Source organism: Pseudomonas sp. MM213, assembly GCF_020423045.1.
Classification (GTDB): Bacteria; Pseudomonadota; Gammaproteobacteria; order Pseudomonadales; family Pseudomonadaceae; genus Aquipseudomonas; species Aquipseudomonas migulae.
Window position 1 is genome coordinate 2,677,425 of sequence record NZ_CP081943.1, and the last position, 18,576, is coordinate 2,696,000.

General features: G+C 62.2%; 16 protein-coding genes. 4 read left to right on the forward strand and 12 right to left on the reverse strand.

Going from position 1 to position 18,576, the window contains the following annotated elements; translation table 11 throughout:
- Positions 1-16 precede the first annotated feature (16 nt).
- Positions 17-1,597 (reverse strand): quinohemoprotein amine dehydrogenase subunit alpha, encoded by a 1,581-nt coding sequence (gene peaA / locus K5R88_RS12110; protein ID WP_226300028.1) that lies wholly within the window; start codon positions 1,595-1,597, stop codon positions 17-19.
- 345 nt (positions 1,598-1,942) lie between these two features.
- On the opposite strand from peaA, the gene K5R88_RS12115 reads away from it, so the two are divergent.
- Complete coding sequence (locus tag K5R88_RS12115) at positions 1,943-2,299, forward strand: hypothetical protein (protein ID WP_008039921.1); 357 nt, start codon at positions 1,943-1,945, stop codon at positions 2,297-2,299.
- Positions 2,300-2,349: 50 nt separating this feature from the next.
- Here the strand turns inward: K5R88_RS12115 and K5R88_RS12120 are convergent, their stop codons facing one another.
- Positions 2,350-2,604: a DUF1652 domain-containing protein gene (locus K5R88_RS12120; protein WP_008027970.1), complete on the reverse strand. Its 255-nt coding sequence runs from the start codon at positions 2,602-2,604 to the stop codon at positions 2,350-2,352.
- Between the two features lie 201 nt (positions 2,605-2,805).
- Between K5R88_RS12120 and K5R88_RS12125 the strand changes: the two genes are divergently transcribed.
- Both K5R88_RS12125 and K5R88_RS12130 read left to right on the forward strand, forming a co-directional pair.
- The gene (locus K5R88_RS12125) at positions 2,806-3,528 is read left to right on the forward strand and encodes a hypothetical protein (protein ID WP_223480726.1); all 723 of its coding nucleotides are present in this window, start codon (positions 2,806-2,808) and stop codon (positions 3,526-3,528) included.
- A gap of 231 nt (positions 3,529-3,759) precedes the next feature.
- Positions 3,760-5,250, forward strand: coding sequence for an aldehyde dehydrogenase family protein (locus tag K5R88_RS12130; protein ID WP_226300029.1), 1,491 nt, complete (start codon positions 3,760-3,762; stop codon positions 5,248-5,250).
- Positions 5,251-5,377: 127 nt separating this feature from the next.
- On the opposite strand, the gene qhpG is transcribed toward K5R88_RS12130, so the two are convergent.
- From qhpG to K5R88_RS12165, 7 genes are all read right to left on the reverse strand, one after another.
- A complete protein-coding gene (gene qhpG / locus K5R88_RS12135) occupies positions 5,378-6,667 on the reverse strand; it encodes a flavin-dependent monooxygenase QhpG (protein ID WP_226300030.1) in 1,290 nt (429 codons plus the stop codon).
- A complete protein-coding gene (qhpE, locus tag K5R88_RS12140) occupies positions 6,664-7,341 on the reverse strand; it encodes a subtilisin-like serine protease QhpE (RefSeq protein ID WP_008027979.1) in 678 nt (225 codons plus the stop codon). Before qhpE ends, qhpG begins: the two co-directional genes overlap by 4 nt.
- Complete coding sequence (locus K5R88_RS12145; protein ID WP_226300031.1) at positions 7,331-9,049, reverse strand: ABC transporter ATP-binding protein; 1,719 nt, start codon at positions 9,047-9,049, stop codon at positions 7,331-7,333. The genes qhpE and K5R88_RS12145 overlap by 11 nt, the downstream gene beginning before the upstream one ends.
- Positions 9,049-10,953, reverse strand: a complete 1,905-nt coding sequence (locus K5R88_RS12150; RefSeq protein WP_226300032.1) for a sigma-54-dependent Fis family transcriptional regulator — start codon at positions 10,951-10,953, stop codon at positions 9,049-9,051. The genes K5R88_RS12145 and K5R88_RS12150 overlap by 1 nt, the downstream gene beginning before the upstream one ends.
- A gap of 246 nt (positions 10,954-11,199) precedes the next feature.
- A complete protein-coding gene (locus tag K5R88_RS12155) occupies positions 11,200-12,225 on the reverse strand; it encodes a histone deacetylase family protein (RefSeq protein WP_226300033.1) in 1,026 nt (341 codons plus the stop codon).
- Positions 12,226-12,375: 150 nt separating this feature from the next.
- A complete protein-coding gene (locus tag K5R88_RS12160; protein WP_226300034.1) occupies positions 12,376-13,605 on the reverse strand; it encodes a Zn-dependent hydrolase in 1,230 nt (409 codons plus the stop codon).
- Positions 13,606-13,733: 128 nt separating this feature from the next.
- The gene (locus K5R88_RS12165) at positions 13,734-15,044 is read right to left on the reverse strand and encodes an MFS transporter (RefSeq protein ID WP_192228853.1); all 1,311 of its coding nucleotides are present in this window, start codon (positions 15,042-15,044) and stop codon (positions 13,734-13,736) included.
- A 161-nt stretch (positions 15,045-15,205) separates the two neighbouring features.
- Here K5R88_RS12165 and K5R88_RS12170 point away from each other — a divergent pair, with 161 nt between their 5' ends.
- Positions 15,206-16,138, forward strand: a complete 933-nt coding sequence (locus K5R88_RS12170; protein ID WP_008027993.1) for a LysR family transcriptional regulator — start codon at positions 15,206-15,208, stop codon at positions 16,136-16,138.
- Here K5R88_RS12170 and K5R88_RS12175 read toward each other — a convergent pair.
- The 3 genes from K5R88_RS12175 to K5R88_RS12185 are packed head-to-tail and all read right to left on the reverse strand — an operon-like array spanning position 16,135 to position 18,529.
- The gene (locus tag K5R88_RS12175; protein WP_008045071.1) at positions 16,135-16,746 is read right to left on the reverse strand and encodes an RraA family protein; all 612 of its coding nucleotides are present in this window, start codon (positions 16,744-16,746) and stop codon (positions 16,135-16,137) included. The genes K5R88_RS12170 and K5R88_RS12175 overlap by 4 nt on opposite strands.
- Entirely contained in the window at positions 16,739-17,131 is a 393-nt protein-coding gene (locus K5R88_RS12180; protein WP_226300035.1) for a RidA family protein, read from the reverse strand. The genes K5R88_RS12175 and K5R88_RS12180 overlap by 8 nt, the downstream gene beginning before the upstream one ends.
- A gap of 18 nt (positions 17,132-17,149) precedes the next feature.
- Entirely contained in the window at positions 17,150-18,529 is a 1,380-nt protein-coding gene (locus K5R88_RS12185; RefSeq protein ID WP_008028000.1) for an MFS transporter, read from the reverse strand.
- Positions 18,530-18,576 lie beyond the last annotated feature (47 nt).

Here is an 18,576-nt window from a genome sequence, read left to right on the forward strand (position 1 = left end):
TTAACGGTCAGCCAACTCATGGAATGGGTGGATTGTTCCAGCGTTGCACGGTGACGATCATGTGGCCCTCGCCGGTCAGGGATTTCCCTGCGTCGTCGACGGCGGCGATCACCTTGAGGTTGCCGGCATTGTTGGTGGACATTTTGCGTTGCGGGTTCGGCCCGGCATCGCCCGGTGTGAACACGCCGCTGTCAGCCTGCATGGTGCCGGCGAACTTGACGTCTTCGTCTTCCTTGGCGCGGTCGTCGAAGGCTTCGACTTTCCATTGCGCCGGGAACACGCCGATGCGATACGGTTTGCCGTCAGCGCCCTTGCCCCAGGCTTCGGCGTCAAAACGGCCCTGGACTTTCGGCGTCGAACCACCGCCCTCGCCGATCCGCGCCACCGAGAACTCGGGCACGACTTTGACTTCGGCGATTTTGCTGTAGACCGACAGGGTCGGGCCTTTCAGCGTGCCGACGGTGACGTTGCGCAGCCCCGGCTGGGCATTGGCGGCAGCCTTGAGCTTGACGCGCATACGCTGCGGACTTTGCTCCAGCACTTCGACCACTTCCACACCTTTGCCGAAGCTCGGTTTACCGCTGAGACCGCTGCCGACCAGGGTCACTTCAGACTCGCTGCCGGCCTTGAGGTAACCCGGCTGCACGGCGAGCAAACGACTGCTGCCCTGCTTGGCCGCGACGAAGTCCAGACCCCGTTCATCGTGCTCGGCCTCGAACATCCGGCCTTGCATCGCATTGCCCTGGGCGGCGAACACCTGGCGCATGGTCACGCCGTCGATGGTCACGTTGCCGCGCCATTCGTAGCCGCTGTAGAGAATCGCGCTGCCGTCGCCATTGAACGGCGTGCCGTCGGCGTATTGGCCTTTGACGCTGACCTTGAAGGTGTCGTCGCCAGCGGCGGTCACGCTCATTACACCGGCCAGTTCACCTTTGCCCGGCAAGTGGCCGCTGAAGCTCCAGTCACCGGCAAACGCTTCGGCTTTGGGTGCTGCGCTCAGCCATTTTTTCCAGGCAGGGTTGTCCAGCGGATACCGCTTGGCCAACAGCGGCACCATGTCTTTGCGGGCAACGTCGAACCAGTCGCGGTCGCGGGCCAACGCCTGGTATTCGAGGGACGGCCATTGACCGAGGTGGAAATTCACCAGGCGTTCCCATTCCTGGGCCGGACGCCGTTGCAAGGCGACCCGCGCACCGGAGTGGCAACGACCGCACATCTGGCTGGTCTGGTCGTCGAACTTCTCGACGGTATTGAGTCGACGCTCCAGCGCGTAACGCACGCCGTCCGTCTCGCTCGGCGCCAGGCCCTGGGTGTCGGCCAGGTATTTGACCAGGGTACGGCGGTCGTCATCGCTGATCTGCAAACCGTGCATGGCCTGCATCCGGGCGATGCTCATCAGCCAGCCTTCCGGGGTTTTGCGCTGGTGGCTGATGCGGCTCAGGGTGTTTTCGGCTTCAGGGGTGTGACAGCCCTGACAGGTTTCCTTGAGGATGGTCTGGGCGTCGCGGGCTGCCAGGCTGTCAGGCGAATGCAGCGCCACACACGCGGCCACGGCCAGCAGACTGACGCTCAGGCCTGATCGGAGTTTTCTCTTCATCAACGTCGAACCTCGCACGGTGCTTTCTTATTTTTGTGGCTTATCGTTTTTATGGTTTCTGCCGCCGGCGGCGCACCGCAGACGGAGGCAAGAGAAACGTCTGCGATGAGCAATACACGGAGCGTGCCAGCTTGCCGATTACCTTTTTTATCAAGCGTTTGCGTGAAGTTGAATGCGATTGGCCATGCTTGATCGAGAGCGCGTGCGTCTAATATCGCGACAGTTGTTGCAGTCTGAGACAAGCATAGATGCCTTAACCGGGACAGCTCATCGCACGACGATTGACGACAGGCCCGTGCGGGGGCGAAATGGTTGTTCACCAATTGCCGTTCAGGGGATAACGAAATGGCAAACATCACTGTCCTGGCGGGGGACTTTCTGCAGGGTGACGGAGAGTACAGAGACGGCGTTTTCACCTTGAGAACGTCGCTTCACCCGTGGCCCGGCATCACCCTGCCACTCTCCTCGTTCAAAAGCGTGGAAGTCGCCAACGAAGAGTCGATCAACAACATCAAGGACGCCATCGGCTTCGGCGTCGCCGGCGCCATGCTGCTGGGGCCCATCGGCGCGATTGCCGGTTTCATGCTGGCCGGAAAAGAAACCGAAGTAACCTTTCTGGCAACGCTGAAAGACGACAAAAAGCTGCTGGCCGCCGTTGATAGCAACACGTTCGACGAGATTTCCCGGAAAATAGCAGCCTGATTGCCTGACGCGAGCCGCACCGGCCTTCAACGGTGCGGCTTGTCGCCGGTTCAGATGGAATAGGTGGGATGAATGCTCTTGTGCGCCTCGATTTCCTGGCGCATGTCCGCCACCAGCGTGGCGATGGCATGGGGACTGTCCAGTGTCCACACCGGAACGTGGGTGGCGATCAGGTCCACTTTGCCCGTCATGCAGTCACAGACCCGGATCGTCATGGACTGGTCCGCTTCCATGTTGCAGGTGCAGACGGCGGGTAGAAAACTGTGTTCGATGATGCTTTGAATTTCCAGGGTTGAAAGGAACATCGCAACCTCCCTTACGCCAGATGTATAGCAGGGGAAATGCTCCGTCATTTCACCACCGAGCCTGAAAATTCTATTCCCCAAAGGTGGGGGGCTCAAGGGCGCAACCCGGTTGCTCGTCGTCTCGACGGGTGGTCATCGGCGCTCAAGGTATCGCGCTTTGCGCCGATAACCTGCTACACCAAACGTTAAGGGAATGACGACATGGCAATTTCTTTAAATGCAGCCTTGATCCAGCCATCGGCCGCTCAGCTCAGCCAGTCCAGCCAACCACTGACCGCGAAAACGCTGACTGAAGACCTGCAGAAAACAGCGGTCAACATCAATCCGGCAGCGATTTACCATCCAGGCGATGAAACCCCGGCACCCAGTCCGGCCATGGAATCGATCGAGACCTGGATCGGCCGATCCCAGTCACCTGACTTCCCGCAGGTTGCCGAGCGGCACAAAAATGCCCATCAATCGCTGAAATACTCCTTCGAAGAGTTCCAGTCAGCGTTGGCCCATGCCTATCCGGATCTCGCCGACAAAAAATTTGGCTTCACCATTCAAGCGGATGGAAGCCTCAAAGCCCTCAACAGTTCAGGCCAGCTCAGTTCTTCCGATATGAACCGGCTGAACAATCTGCTGAATGCTTCCAGTTCGCTGAAATCGGCAGCGAGCAGTTACCGCGACGCCTCCATCGACCTGGTGGCCGCCGACTCCGTATGGGGCGGCAGCTACGTGGGCGGGTACAACCTGAACAAGGAAAACTTCGCCAACACCATCGATCTGGGCGCCCTGTTCTTGAAGAAAGGCTCGGTGCCAAACGCTGAAACCCTGAACGGCTTCTTCTCTTCCCAGTTGTGGAGTAAAGGCGAGCGGATGACGCGGGAGACGGAAACGGTGATGTTGGCCGAGCGCAATAAGATCGACGTGACGGCCTGATTCCGACAACAGGCGCGGAGTGCCCGAATCAGCTCAGGCCACATCGTTGGCCTGAGCTGAAAAAACCGTCTCTTGAATCTCAGCCGCCGTCGCGATTTGCGACAACACAGCGGAACCCGACGGCCCCGAATTTCATCCCACGCCCGCCGCCAAAGGGCTATCCGGCCCTTCCGGACAGTTGGCACAGCCATTGCGAAAGCCTCGTTCTCACGAACAACAAGAGGCCTCGCCATGACGCTCCCCTACCTGCTTCCCGCCACCTCGGCGTTCATCCAGCGCGCCCCGCGCATGCTTATCGGCGGCGACTGGGTCGAGGCTGCCGACGGCCAGACCATGCCACTGCACAACCCGGCCACCGGCGAAGTGCTGTGCGTGGTGCCGCGGGCCACGCCCGAAGACGTTGACCGTGCGGTGCTCGCGGCACGTCAGGCGTTCGATGATTCCGCCTGGACCCGCACCCGTCCCCGCGAGCGGCAGAATTTGCTGTGGAAACTCGCCGACCTGATGGAACGCGACGCCGAACTGCTGGCGCAGCTGGAATGCCTGAACAACGGCAAGAGCGCGGCGGTGGCCCAGGTGATGGACGTGCAACTGTCCATCGACTTCCTGCGCTACATGGCCGGTTGGGCGACCAAGATCGAAGGCTCCAGCGTGGAAGTGTCGTTGCCGCTGATGCCAAACGATCAGTTCCACAGTTTCATTCGTCGCGAAGCGGTGGGCGTGGTCGGCGCCATCGTCGCCTGGAACTTCCCGCTGCTGCTGGCCTGCTGGAAACTCGGCCCGGCACTGGCCACCGGTTGCACCGTGGTGCTCAAACCCGCCGACGAAACCCCGCTGACTGCATTGAAACTCGCTGAACTGGTGCTGGAAGCGGGTTATCCCGAAGGCGTGTTCAACGTGGTCACCGGCACCGGCATCACCGCCGGTTCGGCGCTGACCCACAACCCGCTGGTGGACAAGCTGACCTTCACCGGCTCCACCGCCGTCGGCAAGCAGATCGGCAAGATCGCCATGGATTCCATGACCCGCGTCACCCTGGAACTGGGTGGCAAATCGCCGACCATCGTCATGGCCGACGCCGACCTGAAGTCCGCTGCCGCAGGCGCTGCCAGTGCGATTTTCTTCAACCAGGGTCAGGTCTGCTGTGCCGGTTCGAGGCTGTATGTGCAGCGCAAGCATTTCGACAATGTGGTGGCGGACATCGCCGACATTGCCAACGCCATGAAGCTCGGCAACGGGCTGGACCCGAGTGTCGAGATGGGGCCGCTGATCTCGGCGCGCCAGCAGGAACGGGTTTACGGGTACATCGAAAAAGGTCGGGAAAGCGGTGCGACGATTGCCTGCGGCGGTGAACAATTCGGGCCGGGATTCTTCGTCAAACCGACAGTGATCGTTGATGTCGACCAGAAGCACTCGCTGGTGCAGGAAGAGATCTTCGGGCCGGTGCTGGTGGCGATCCCGTTTGATGATGAGGCCGATGCGTTGCGCATGGCCAACGACAGTCCCTACGGGCTTGGCGCGAGCATCTGGTCGAATGATCTGGCGGCGGTGCACCGGATGATTCCGCGGATCAAATCCGGTTCGGTGTGGGTCAATTGCCACAGCGCCCTGGACCCGGCGCTGCCGTTTGGCGGGTACAAGATGTCGGGGGTCGGGCGGGAGATGGGGTATGCGGCGATCGAGCATTACACCGAGTTGAAGTCGGTGTTGATCAAGCTTTGATCTTCATCGTTCTTTAGGCCGCCTTCGCGGGCAAGTCGGATCGCCGCATCGCTCGCTCCTACAAGGGCACGAAAACCTGTAGGAGCGAGGCTTGCCCGCGAAGAGGCCAGACCAATCGCTACAAATATCAGGGCTTGAACCCCTGCCCCAACAACCAACTCCTGACCATCCTCCCCTGCTCCACCGTCAACCCCGCCAACGCCTGCCCGGCCGGTTCGGTCCGCAACCTGCGCACAAGAGGCGCCAACTCAACCCCCTGCACATGCCAGATCCCCAACGGCTGATCCGCTGTGATCACCACTTCGGCCTCATCCACAAACCCATCCTTCAACACCGGCGCCCGTTCGATCCGCAGCGCGGCAAAATCCGCCTCGGCATGCGCCACCTCGGCATCCGGCCACTGCCGCCGCGCCTGCCAGAATGGTTGATCCAGCCAACGCTGCTCATCGGCATAAAAATCCCGCCCGATCCGCGCAAAACGCAAAAACAACTGCTCTACCCGCTGCTGATGAAAGCGCTGGGCCAACGCCGCCCGCTCAGGTTTTCGCAACAACGTGTTGATCACCGTCGGCGCCTGCAACGCCGAGGACAAGGACTGAAAGATGCCATTGCCCGACAGCGGGTCCACCGCCATCGCCGCATCGCCGACCCGAATCCAGTTTTCGCCGCACACCTGCGGGCTCAGAATCGCGGTGCTGCTGCGGGCGTGCAGCTGTAGATCGACCTCATGTTCGACACCAAAAAACTCACGCGCCAACGAGGAACCCTGGCGCTGCCCGCGACAGTAATCGAGCAACTGCGCCTTGCCCGGCAGCTCGGCGCTGGCGACGTCCACCGTCCATTGCCAATAACACTGACCGTCCGCCCGCCGCGCCATCCACGCCCAGCCGTCCGCAAGGCTTTCCACGGCACTGGCGGTGTTGCCGGGTGCGCCTTGCCAGCGATTGAGCAGGCTGACCGTCTCCGGCCCGCGCAGCCCCTTGCCGAGTGCCGGTGCCTGGCGTCCGCGCGCCTCCACCAGAAAATCGGCAACCAACGCTTCGAGCCCTTCGATCTCGACCCGATGCCCCTCCGCCGAGGTCTGAACGCTCAGCACCCGACCTTCAATCAGCTCAACGCCCGCCAGGCGCAGGTCCTCACGCAGTCCTCGATCAAAGCTCGGGCGGTCCAGCAGGAATTCGATGTTTTGCGCATGCTGCTGACCGTTCCACGACACCTGCCGCTGCGACGGCAACGCCGCATCCGCCAGCGCCTGATGCAGACCGGCACCGCGCAAGGCCTCCAGCACCCGCAGCGAAACGCCTTCCAGCGCAGCGAACCGGCGCCACTCGCTGACCAGCGTCACGGGGTAACCGAGCCGCCGCAAGCCCAAGGCAACCGCCGCCCCCGCTGGCCCCGCGCCCAGAATCAGGATCATGCTCCGAAGCGCCGTTCAGGACCGCGATAACGGGCATTCTTGCGCAGCCAGTCGATGATCTGTTCGTTGCTCGCCTCGGGCTGTGAAACCAGGAACCCGGCAATGTGCCCGCTCAACGCCGCGCAGCCCAGACTGGCACCGGACTGCCCCGGATACGTCCCGTGCACGCACGCCGCGAAATCCGCCTGAGCGCTGTTGAGCCATGACCATTCCTGTTCGGCGCAACGTGCATCGCCGGTCACCCGCAGCACCTGTGGATAATTCGCCGGGAACACGCCCTCGCCCTGCGCCGGGCTCGATGCACACAGCAAAATGCCTTGCGCTACTGCTGCCGCGCAGGCTTCGCGCAATAGACTGCGGTCCTGGCGCAAACCGAGGCTCAGATTGATCAGCCGTACGTCCTGCGCCACCAGCCAATCAATCGCCGTGGCGATCTGCAAGGCGCTGGTGACACCACGCTGGTCAAACACCTGTGCCACGCAGAACACCGCCGAAGGAGCCCGATGACTGATGGCTTCGATCACCGCGCTGCCGTGGCCGAGCGGGTCGTCGCGCAAGTCACTTTCGGCCAGGCCGTCCGCCAGCAACGAGAACCGTCGTCCGGCGATCACCTGCACCCGCTGCGCCGCCGAATGGCCGCTGTCCACTACACCGATTCGCAGTTCAGACTTCATGCTGCACCGTTTTCGACGTGAGCACGCCGTCGAGCAATTCAAAGCGCAGGTCGGCATCGGCCAGGGTTGAGGGGCGATGACTGATGAGGATGCGCGTGCGTCCGGCAAACAGTCGGTCGATGGCCTCGATCACTTCGCGCTCGGTGGCTTCATCCACCGCCGAAGTGGCTTCGTCGAGCACCAGAATAAGCGGGTCCTGCAACAGTGCCCGGGCGATGGCGATGCGCTGTTTCTGCCCGCCGGACAACTGCTGCCCGCGTTCGCCCAACGGACTGTCGAGGCCTTCGGGCAATGAGGCGATCAGGCTGTCGAGTTGCGCCAGCCGCGCCACGTCGGCGATTGCTTCGCGGCTGGCGTCGGGCACCGCGTAGGCCAGGTTATCGGCGAGGCTGCCGCGAAACAGCACGATGTCCTGACTGACCACGGCAATCCGTCGGCGCAACTGGAACAGGTCCAGTTCCCGCAGGTCGACTTCGCCGAGCAGCACCCGCCCGGACTGTGGATCGTGATGCCGTTGCAGCAAATCGATCAGCGTCGATTTGCCGACGCCAGAGCCGCCACTCAGGGCGACTTTCAAACCGTAGGGAATCCGCGCTTCGATGCCGCGCAAGGTGCTCGGCCGACCGGGATGGCTGAAGTGCACGTCGTCGAAACGCAGTTCGCCGGAAGTTGGCATTGGCCGAGGTTCAGCGGGGCTCAGCACGGTCGGTTCTTCACCGCGCAACTCCATGACGCGCCCCAGACTGACCGTCATCCGCTGAATCGCCACGTAGAGCCCAAGCAGACTTTGAACCGGCCCGACCGCCATCCCCAGGTACGTGGAAAACGCAATCAACGCGCCCAGTTGCCACGTCCCTTGCACCACCCAATAACCGCCAATCAAAAACGCACAGGCACGGGACAGCGAGGTCAGCGTGCCCGGCACCGCCTGGGTGAAAAATTCGGTGACTTGCAGACGCAGCAATTGACTCATGTAGCCCTGCCCCAACGCCTCCAGACGCCGCGACTCACGTTGCTGCTGACCGGCCGACTGAATGAATTTCATCACCGGCAGGGTCTCGACCATGAACGACGACATGTCCGCCGATCGCTCGCGCAATTGGCGCACATCGCGCTCGACCTTGCGCCGCATCCAGCGCAGCCAGAGCACATCGAGGGGAATCAGCACCAGCGCCAGCAGCGACAACTTCCACGACAACGTCAGCAACATCGCCACGGCGACCACCAGGCCGATCACGCTCGACACTGCCGAGAACAGCGAATCCACGGCGAAGCGCTGGATCTCCGCAACATCGCCATCGAGGCGCGACATCAGGTCGCCGATGCGCCGCTGCCCATAGAAGCTCGGCGACAGGGTTTGCAAATGCCGATAAAGGTCGTCGCGCAGCGAGAACAGAATCCGCCCGGACAGCCGCGTGTGCAGGTAACGATTGATCCCCGAGAGCGCCGTGCCGAGCAGCCCGGCGACGATCATCAACCCGGCGATCAACACCAGCATGGGGAAGTTGCGCGCCAGCAAGCCATCGTCGATCAGCAGCTTGGTCAGCCAGGGTTGCACCAGCACCAGCGACGAGGCGCAGACCGACAGACCGAGCAGTCCGACAATCGCCAGACGATGCGGGCGCACAAAGCTGTAGAGCCAGCGCAACGCCGCTTGCAGGGCTTCGGGGTTCTGGCTGTCGATCAGCCGAACGATCAGGCGCTGCATCACGAACGCAACTGTTTGAGCTTGCGGTACAAGGTTGCGCGACTGATGCCCAAGGCGTCGGCGGCGGCCGAGACGTTGCCCTGATGGCTGTCCAGGGACTGGCGAATCAGCTCCAGTTCGTTTTCGCGAATGCTCCCGGACGCCGGCCGCTCGCTGGCGTTCAGTTCGTCGAGCATGCTGTCGGGCAAATGATCGAGGGTGAGGACGGTGTCCCCCGGTTCGCGCATGGCCAGCGCGGTGCGCAAGACCATTTCCAGTTGGCGGATGTTGCCCGGCCAGTGGTAACCCGCGAGCAAGCGGTTCAAGTCGTCATGCAGGAGCATGGCCGGTGCATCTAGCCTGGCCAGCAGACGACCGACCAGCGCGTTGAAATCGTCGCGTTCGCGCAGGGCCGGCAACATCACGCTGATGCCGTTGACCCGATAGAACAGGTCTTCACGGAAGTGTTTTTCTTCGACCAGACGCTTGAGGTCGCGGTGGGTCGCGCAGATCAGGGCGACGTCGATGTCCTGTTCTTCACCGGCGCCCAAAGGCGCGACTTTACGGTCCTGCAACACGCGCAGCAGACGCGCCTGCAAGGCCAGCGGCATGTCGCCGATTTCGTCGAGAAATAACGTACCGCCATGGGCCTGTTGCAGACGCCCGACCATGCCGCCGCGACGGGAACCGGTGAACGCGCCTTCACGGTAGCCGAACAGTTCCGACTCGATCAGGCCTTCGGGAATCGCCGCGCAGTTCACCGCGACAAAGGGTTTGTCGCAGCGGCTGCCGGCCATGTGCAAGGCGCGCGCGATCATTTCCTTACCGGTGCCGGTTTCACCGAGCAGCAACACCGGCAACTCGTTGGCCAGCCCCTGACGGGCCATGCGCAGGGCACGGGCATAACGGACGTTGCTGCCGGCCAGGGCATCGAGATCCGGTTGAGGTTTGGCGGTTTTCGCCGGACTGCGCGGCGGCGTGCTGACGTTGATTGAGCGCTGCGGTGCGCGCAGGGTTTTATAGAAAAATTCGCCTTTGGCGGTCTGCAAACTGCCGACGCCGCCCTGGTGCAAACGCGACAACAGTTGTAAGCCATCGACGCCGAGAAACTCTTCGCAACGGCGACCGACCAGCGCCGAGCGTTCGGCATGGAGCAACTGACACGCCTGGGCGCTGACCGCAAGAATCTGCCCGCCGAGGCTTACCGCCAGCAAGCCCTGCCAAGGGGATTCGAGGTACTGCCGGCGGCTGTGGAACGCCAGCACGATCTGGTCGGGGAAACTGGCGTTGAACACCCGGCTTTCAATCTGGCTGACCGCCATGGCCAACAGCGCGGTGCTGTCGTGAACGCGGCCGAGCGGGCCTTCGCGGGTCAGGTCGAGGACGCCGAGGATGTCGCCTTGCGGGCAATAAATCGGCACGGAGGTGCAGGAGAAATCGGTCAGGCGATCGAGGTAATGCTCGCCGCAATCGATCATCGTCGGCCGGGCTTCCACCAGCGCGGTGCCCAGTGCGTTGGTGCCGCGAGCGGCTTCGCTCCAGCAGGCGCCAAGGGTGATGTCCTGCAGGCCGCTGCCCTTGAGGCGATCGGCGCGGCCTTCGACCGCGAGGATGGTCGCGTCGGAGTTGGCGAGGATGATCAGGCCTTCCTTGCCCTGGCGGTCGGCCAGGTAATCGATCGCCGGCAATGCCGCGTCGATCAGCAGGCGATTGTTCGCCAGCAGCACGTCGAGACTCGCGCTCGATTCCAGCGCCAGTTCATGTTTGCTGTTGAAATGCACGCCATGGCTGAGGCTGCGTCGCCACGATGCATCGATTTCCGCCCGCAACACGCCATCGGGGACTTCACCCTCAAGATGGAGTTTTTCCCGGGCCAGCCGGGCTTCACGGTGCAGCTTGGGGGAAGTTGTTTTTATTAGCGTCATCAAGCGCTCCGGATCGGTCCGCCCTGCGCTCTTTTAAGTTCAGCGCCCTGCCGCAATCTTTACGTTAACGTCAGGGCGATGGCAAGTGCCTTACAGCGCTTGTGTTCTTTCAAGCCAACCGCGTCATCGTTCATCGCCGGCAAGCCAGCTCCTACAGGTTCAGCGTTAACCAAAATTTAGCGTTCACACCAATCCATTGTAGGAGCTGGCTTGCCAGCGATGGCGGCCTGTCAGGCACCCCACAACTCAGATCCGCCACACCTCGGGCCCGACAAAAAACGCCCGTGCATTGTCCTCAAGACTCTCCAGGTGATACCCACCCTCCTGCACAATCAGGCACGGCAACCCAAGGCTGCGAATCCGCTCACCCAGCCGCGCAAACCCTTCCCGCGTCACCGCCACTTTGCTCTGCGGGTCCAGCTCGAAAATGTCGAAACCCAGGGACAGCACCAACACCTCGGCAGCGAAATCCTTCACCGCCGCCAGCGCCACCTCCAGTTGCCCGAGGAAGTCCGCCTCACTCGAACCATGGGCCATCGGCAAATTCAGGTTGTACCCCTCGCCCGCCCCGACACCGCGCTCATCCGCAAACCCGGCAACCCCCGGATAGAAGTTGGTCGGATCGCCGTGCACCGAGACATACAGCACGTCATCGCGGTCGTAGAAAATCTCCTGAATCCCCTGACCGTGGTGCATGTCGGTGTCGAGCACCGCGACGCGTTCAAACCCGCCGCGCAACACCTGCGCCGCCACCGCCGCGTTGTTCACATAGCAGAAACCACCGGCCGCTTCGGCCCGGGCGTGATGCCCCGGTGGACGGCACAACGCGTAAGCCGCCGGCTCACCATCAAGCAACGCCTGCGCGCCAGCCACTGCGCTTTGCGCCGACCAATAGGCCGAACGCCAGGTCTGTTCACCCACCGGGCAACTGCCATCCGCCAGATAACGTGCGGCCTGAGCCAAGATTCCGCGTAGTGCGTTTGGCTCACGGACGAAGATGTTCGACATCACTTCGTCGCCCCAATCTTCCGGGACTTCCTTCCAGCGCTGATGCGCTTCCTGGAGAAACGCCAGGTACGGCGCACCGTGCACCGCCAGCAGCGGATCAAGTCCGGCATCCACCGGCTGCTCGACTTTGAAACCCAGCGAGCGAGACGCCTGCACCAGTCGCTGCGCACGCTCCGGCACTTCCTGTGGCGTGCGCATCTGTCCGCGGGAGTAATAGCTGCGTGGATGGTGAAGCAATTGTTCGGGATGGAAAAAACTGCGCATGGGATTGATACCTGTCAGATAACGTAATTCTCGAATCCGAGTGCACCCTCCTGTAGGAGCGAGGCTTGCCCGCGAAGGCGGTGTGTCAGTCAAACGTCGATGTTGTGCTGACGCCTTCGCGGGCAAGCCTCGCTCCTACAGGGATCGGGTTTATTCAGTTCTGCCGGCGCGGGACAGCACGGCGTTGAGCAGCACGTCGGTGCCTTGCCGCACGTCTTCCGGCAGCACGTCTTCGGCTTCGTTATGACTCAAGCCGCCGACACACGGGATGAACACCATCGCCGTCGGGCAGAATCGCGCCAGGTGAATCGCGTCATGCCCGGCACCGCTGACAATCGATTGCTGAGCGTAGCCCAGGGCATCGACAGCGTGCTGCACCGCCGCCACGCAGTCTGCGTCGAACGGTGTCGCCGGGCTGATCCAGTGCGGGGTGATCGTCAGGTTCAGGCCGCGACCGTCGGCAATCGCCTGCAGCCGCGCGCGCACTTGCTGCTCCATCGCATCGATGGCGTCGTCCCGGTGATGACGCAGGTCGACGGTAAAATTCACCAACCCCGGAATGGTGTTGCGCGACGACTTGTTGATGCTCAACTCACCGACGGTGGTCAGGCCCTCCGGGGCGAAATCGGTGGCCAGACTCTCAACCGCCTGAATCATCCGCGCCACGCCGTACAGCGCATCCTTGCGCAGCGGCATCGGCGTGGTGCCGGCGTGAGCGGCCATGCCTTCGACCCGCACGTCGAGCCAGCGAATCGCCTGGCCGCCGCTGACCACGCCGATGCTCTTGGCGTTGTCTTCAAGGATCGGGCCTTGTTCGATGTGGGCTTCAAAATACGCATCCACCGCACCGCCCAACGGACGCTCGCCGGCATAACCGGTACGCTTCAGCTCATCACCGACGCTGATGCCATCGGCATCACGCACCGCCAGCGCCGCGTCCAATTGCATGATGCCGGTGAACACCGCCGAGCCGAACATCGCCGGGGTGAAGCGCGCGCCTTCTTCGTTGGTCCACACCGCCACTTCCAGCGGCTTGCGGGTCTGGATGCCGAGGTCGTTGAGGCAGCGCACCACTTCAAGGCCGGCGAGCACACCGTACACGCCGTCGAAGCGTCCGCCTTCAGGCTGGGTGTCGAGATGGCTGCCCATCATCACGGGCGCAGCGTCCGGGTCAGTGCCGGCGCGGCGGGCGAACAGGTTGCCGATGGCGTCCACGCTCAGGGTCATGCCGGCTTCGCGGCACCAGTGGGCAAACAGTTCACGACCGGCCTTGTCTTCATCGCTCAAGGCCAGGCGGCAACTGCCGCCACGGGCGGTGGCGCCGATTTCGGCCATCGCCATCAGACTCGCCCACAGGCGTTCGCCATTAATCTTCAACATGAGGTTCTCCAAAAATATTCGAAACGACGATCCCCTGTAGGAGCCGGCTTGCTGGCGATAGCGGTGGGTCAGTCACCCAATTAATTGACTGGACGGACGCAATCGCCAGCAAGCCGGCTCCTACAAGTTCAAATGGTGGCTAGCTCAACGCGTTCAGCGCTGGCATGGCGACGGGCAAGGGACAGCACACAGACCAACGAAGTCGCAGCAATCAGGCTGTAGAACAGCGCCATCGGCCACCATTGACCGGCGAATTTATGCGCCAGCAGCGTGCCGATCAGCGGCGTCAAACCACCGGCCACGGCGCCACAGATCTGATACGCCAGCGAAATCGCCGTGTAGCGCACGCGGGTCTCGAACATGCCGCTGACGTACCCGGCGATCACTGCGTAGAACGACGCCATGCACACCACCGCCAGCGCGATGCCAAGGATGATCAGTGGTGCCTGGCCCGAGCTGACCAGCACGAACATCGGGTACGGCGAAGCCATTGCCAACAACGACACCAAGCACAGGAAACGCGTGGCGCCGATTTTTTCCGCGAGCCACGCCGCCAGCGGCTGGATGCAGAACTGAATGATCGCCACCACAAACAGGCACTCGAGGATCAGCGAGCGCGGCAACTGCAGTTGCTGGGTGGTGTAGGCGATCATGAAGGTGTTGGTGAAATACACCCCGGCAATCCCCAGGGTGTTGGCGCCGATGCACAACAACAGCGGACGCCACGCGGTGCGCAGGACTTCCATGACCGGCGCCTGCTCTTTACGCGTGCTTTTCGCCGCGAGTTCGCGACTGGCGAGGAATTCCGGAGACTCGTTCACGCCCAGTCGAATCGCCAGCCCCACCAGCAGCAGCAACGAACTGGCGAGGAACGGCAGGCGCCAGCCCCAGCTCATCAGGTCTTCTTCCGGCAAACGGGTGACTGCGCTGAATGCCAGCAGCGACAGGATCAAACCGGCCGGGCTGCCAAGTTGCGCAAAGGACGCGAAGAAATTGCGCCGACCTTTCGGCGCATGCTCGCCGGCCATCAAGACCGCCCCGCCCCACTCGCCACCCACGGCAATGCCCTGGACGATGCGCAGCAGAATCAGCAGTACCGGCGCTGCGGCGCCGATCTGTGCATAAGTCGGCAGCAAACCGATGCAGACCGTGACCACGCCCATCATCAGCAAGGTGATGATCAGCGATTTCTTGCGCCCGATGCGGTCACCGATGTGGCCGAAGATGATCCCGCCCAACGGCCGCGCGAAGAAGCCCACGGCGAAGGTGCCGAACGCGGCCATGGTGCTGAACAGTTTGTCGTCGGAGGGGAAGAACAGCGCACCGAACACCAGCGCGGCGGCGGTGGCGTAAATGTAAAAGTCGTACCACTCGATCATGGTGCCGATGAAGGCTGCGGCTGCCGCACGACGTGGCTGGGAAGAAGCTGGGGGCTTCATGGTTCGGACTCCATTGATTGTTTTTTTGGCAGGAGAAAAGCAGTAAATCCAAGGCACTCTGACGGCGCCTGTCTGGGAGTGATTTATCGTCCCGAGGCTATGATTAGTCAATTTTCTATTTATTATGCGAAGTATTACTACAGCTTATAATCGAGAGCCACATGGTCGAACGCGATGTGCAACGCCTGCTCAATGACCGACTGGACTGGAACCTGCTGCGCACCTTTCGAGTGATCGGCCAGGAGCTGAGCATCAGCCGCGCCGCCGCCCGCCTGCACCTGACGCAACCCGCCGTGAGCCAGGCATTGAAGCGTCTGGAAGAACAACTCGGCCGCCAACTGATCGCCCGTCGCGGGCCACGTTTTGCCTTGACTGAAGTCGGCGAGCAGATCTTCGCACTGGCCGGGGAAATCTATGGGCAGATGTCCCAGGTCAGCAGCGTGCTGGAGCAACCGGCCGACGAAGTGATCGGCAAGGTGCGCCTGTTGATCATCAGCCGGATCTACTCGGAACGCTTCGATGACTTCCTCGCGGACTTCCATCGGCAGCACCCGCGGGTCGATCTGGAGGTGGATGTGATGCGCAGCTCCGACATCGTCAGTGCGCTTCAGGAAAAAACCGCGACGCTGGGGCTGAGCCTCAATCGCCGTCCGCAACCGCGCCTGGAGCAACGGTTGTTCCTGCGTCAGCGCTATGCGTTTTTCTGCGGCAAGCATCATGCGATGTTCGGCCAGCAGAACGTCGATCAAGGGGATTTGCAGCGGGAGAATTTCGTCAGTTTCACCAGCGACCAGATCGGCGGCATGCTCTCGCCGCTGACGATTTTTCGCGATCAGCAGGGCTTCAGCGGACGCATCGTGGCGTCGTCACCGAGCCTGGAAGAAGTCCGGCGACTGGTGATCGCCGGATTCGGAATCGGCTGTTTGCCCGAGCACGTAGTGGCGGCGGACGTCGACGCCGGATTGCTCTGGCGCCTGCCGCCCCACGAAGGGATTGCCGACGTGGACATTCATTTGCTGTGGAACCGCGAGCAGCGCATGAGCCGGGCCGAAACGATATTCATCGAGAGCCTGCAACGCTGCCTGACGGCTTAGACGCGCAACACCTGCGCGACCGGTTCACCGGCGCGCAAACGTTCGAGCAAGCGCGGTTCGGCATGATCGGACGCCAGCGCCTGTTCGATGACACCGGCCGCGGTGTGCCAATCGAGAAACAGCACGCCGTTGTCGTCCGCCAGCACCAGATCACCCGGCTGCACGGTGACGCCTGCGCAGTGAATCGGCTGGTTGATCTGGCTGTCGCCGCGACCGTGCAGCTTGGTGGTCAGCAGGCTGGTGCCGCGAGCGAAGACCGGCAATCCGCCCTCACGCAGCTCCAGCAAATCAGTCACGGCGCCGTCGACCACGATGCCCGCCGCCCCGGCACAACTCGCGGCACAACTGGTCACCGCGCCGACCGGTGCGTGTTGCCAGTCGCCATCGGTGTCGATCACCAACACGTCGCCCGGCTTTATCAGCGCCAACGCCTGGTTGACGGCAATGGCATCGGCGCCCACCAATTTCAGGGTTAGCGCACGGCCCACCAGTTTCACGTTGGGCACCATCGCCCGCAGTTGCGAGTCGGCAAAACCCGCCTCCAGAAAATGGCCAAGGGTCGGAAAGCTCACCGCTTTGAACTGCTCGATCAACTGTGATTCATCCATGCTGCGGCTCCCTGGCAATCACCTCGGCCACACAGTCGATTTCCAGCGACACGCCCCACAGCGCCACGCACACCGTGGTTCGCGCCGGCGGCGCATGGCCGAGAAACTCGCGATACACCGCGTTGAACGGCTCCAGTTGCGCCGGATCGGTGAGGTACGCGTTGACCTTGATCACGTGGCTGAAACCCGAGCCGGCTTCAATCAGGATCGCCTCGAGATTGCGCAAGGTTTGCCGCACTTGCTCGGTGAAATCGGCGGGCTGCTCATCGAGTGTGCTTTGGGCCGGAATCTGCCCGGCGGTGAACACCAGATGGCCGCTGACCACCGCTTGAGAGTAAGGCCCGACGGGGGCGATGAAACCCGGAGCGGATTGAATTCTGCGCATGCTGTTGAGCTCCATTAATCAGGCCGCAGCCGATTTGAAAGGTTTGCGAACGGGTTGATCGGCAGCCGGGCCCGCCGCCGGGATTTCGCTGATGTCGCGCTTGAACGTCTCGGTCAGCAGCAACAGCGCCAGCAAGGAAATCAGCGCCGCGCCGATCATGTACCAGGCCACCGACGAGCCTTTGCCGGTCGCTGCGAGCAACGCAGTGGTGACGATGGGCGTTGCGGCGCTGCCGAGCAGGCCGGACAGCATGTAGCTGATCGACAGTCCCGAATAACGCACGCGGGTGCCGAACAACTCCGCCAGGAAGGTCGCGATAGGCCCGTAGTTGGCGGCGAATGCGGTCATCAACAGCAAGTAGCCGAAGATCACCAGCGACAGCTCCTTGGTGTCCATCAGCCAGAACATCGGGAACGCGACCAACGCCTCGGCAACGATGCCGGCAACAATGATCGGCTTGCGGCCGAAACGGTCCGACAACGCGCCGAACACCGGCAGCATGACGATGCACCAGGCGCAGGACAGCAGCACCACGCCCAGCATCACGCTGCGACTGAAACCGAGATTCTGCGTGCCGTACGTCAGGCCGAACGCGACGATGATGTTGAACGACGCGCCGGTCGACATCGTCGCAATACCGCCGAGCACCACTTGCTTCCAGTACTTGCGGAAGACTTCGGCCAGCGGCATTTTCACCTGCACTTCCGCTTCCTTGACCTTGTTGAAGGCCGGGGTTTCGGCGATGTTCAGGCGGATGTACAAACCGACGGCAATCAGCAGCACGCTGGCCAGAAACGGAATGCGCCAGCCCCAGGCCAACAGGTCTTCAGGCGACAGCCACGCGGCGATCACCAGGAACGCCAGGTTGGCAATCATGGTCCCGGCCGGGACGCCGATCTGCACCCAGGAACCGTACAGGCCGCGCTTGTTGGCCGGCGCATGTTCCACCGCCATCAACACCGCCCCGCCCCACTCACCGCCCAGCGCCAGGCCTTGAATGACCCTCAGCAATAACAACAGGATCGGCGCCCATATCCCGATGGCCGCGTAATTGGGTAACAAGCCGATCGCGAACGTGGCGGCGCCCATGGTCAACAGCGAAATCAACAACATTGACTTGCGACCCAGGCGGTCACCGAAGTGCCCGAACAATGCCGCACCGACAATCCGCGCCAGATACGCCGAAGCGAAGGTGCCGAATGCCAGCAATGTGCCGATCAGCGGCACGAAGTCCGGGAAGAACACCTTGTTGAATACCAGCGCCGACGCGGTGGCAAACACAAACAGGTCGTACCATTCCACCGTGGTGCCGATGACACTGGCCACGGCAACTTTTTTCATGCTGATTGCAACTTCCGGCGGGGCACCGGACTTTTCTGCGGACGATAGATCGCTCATCACTGTCTCCAGGAATTCTTCAGAACTCGTTTATTTAATTGTTTTGA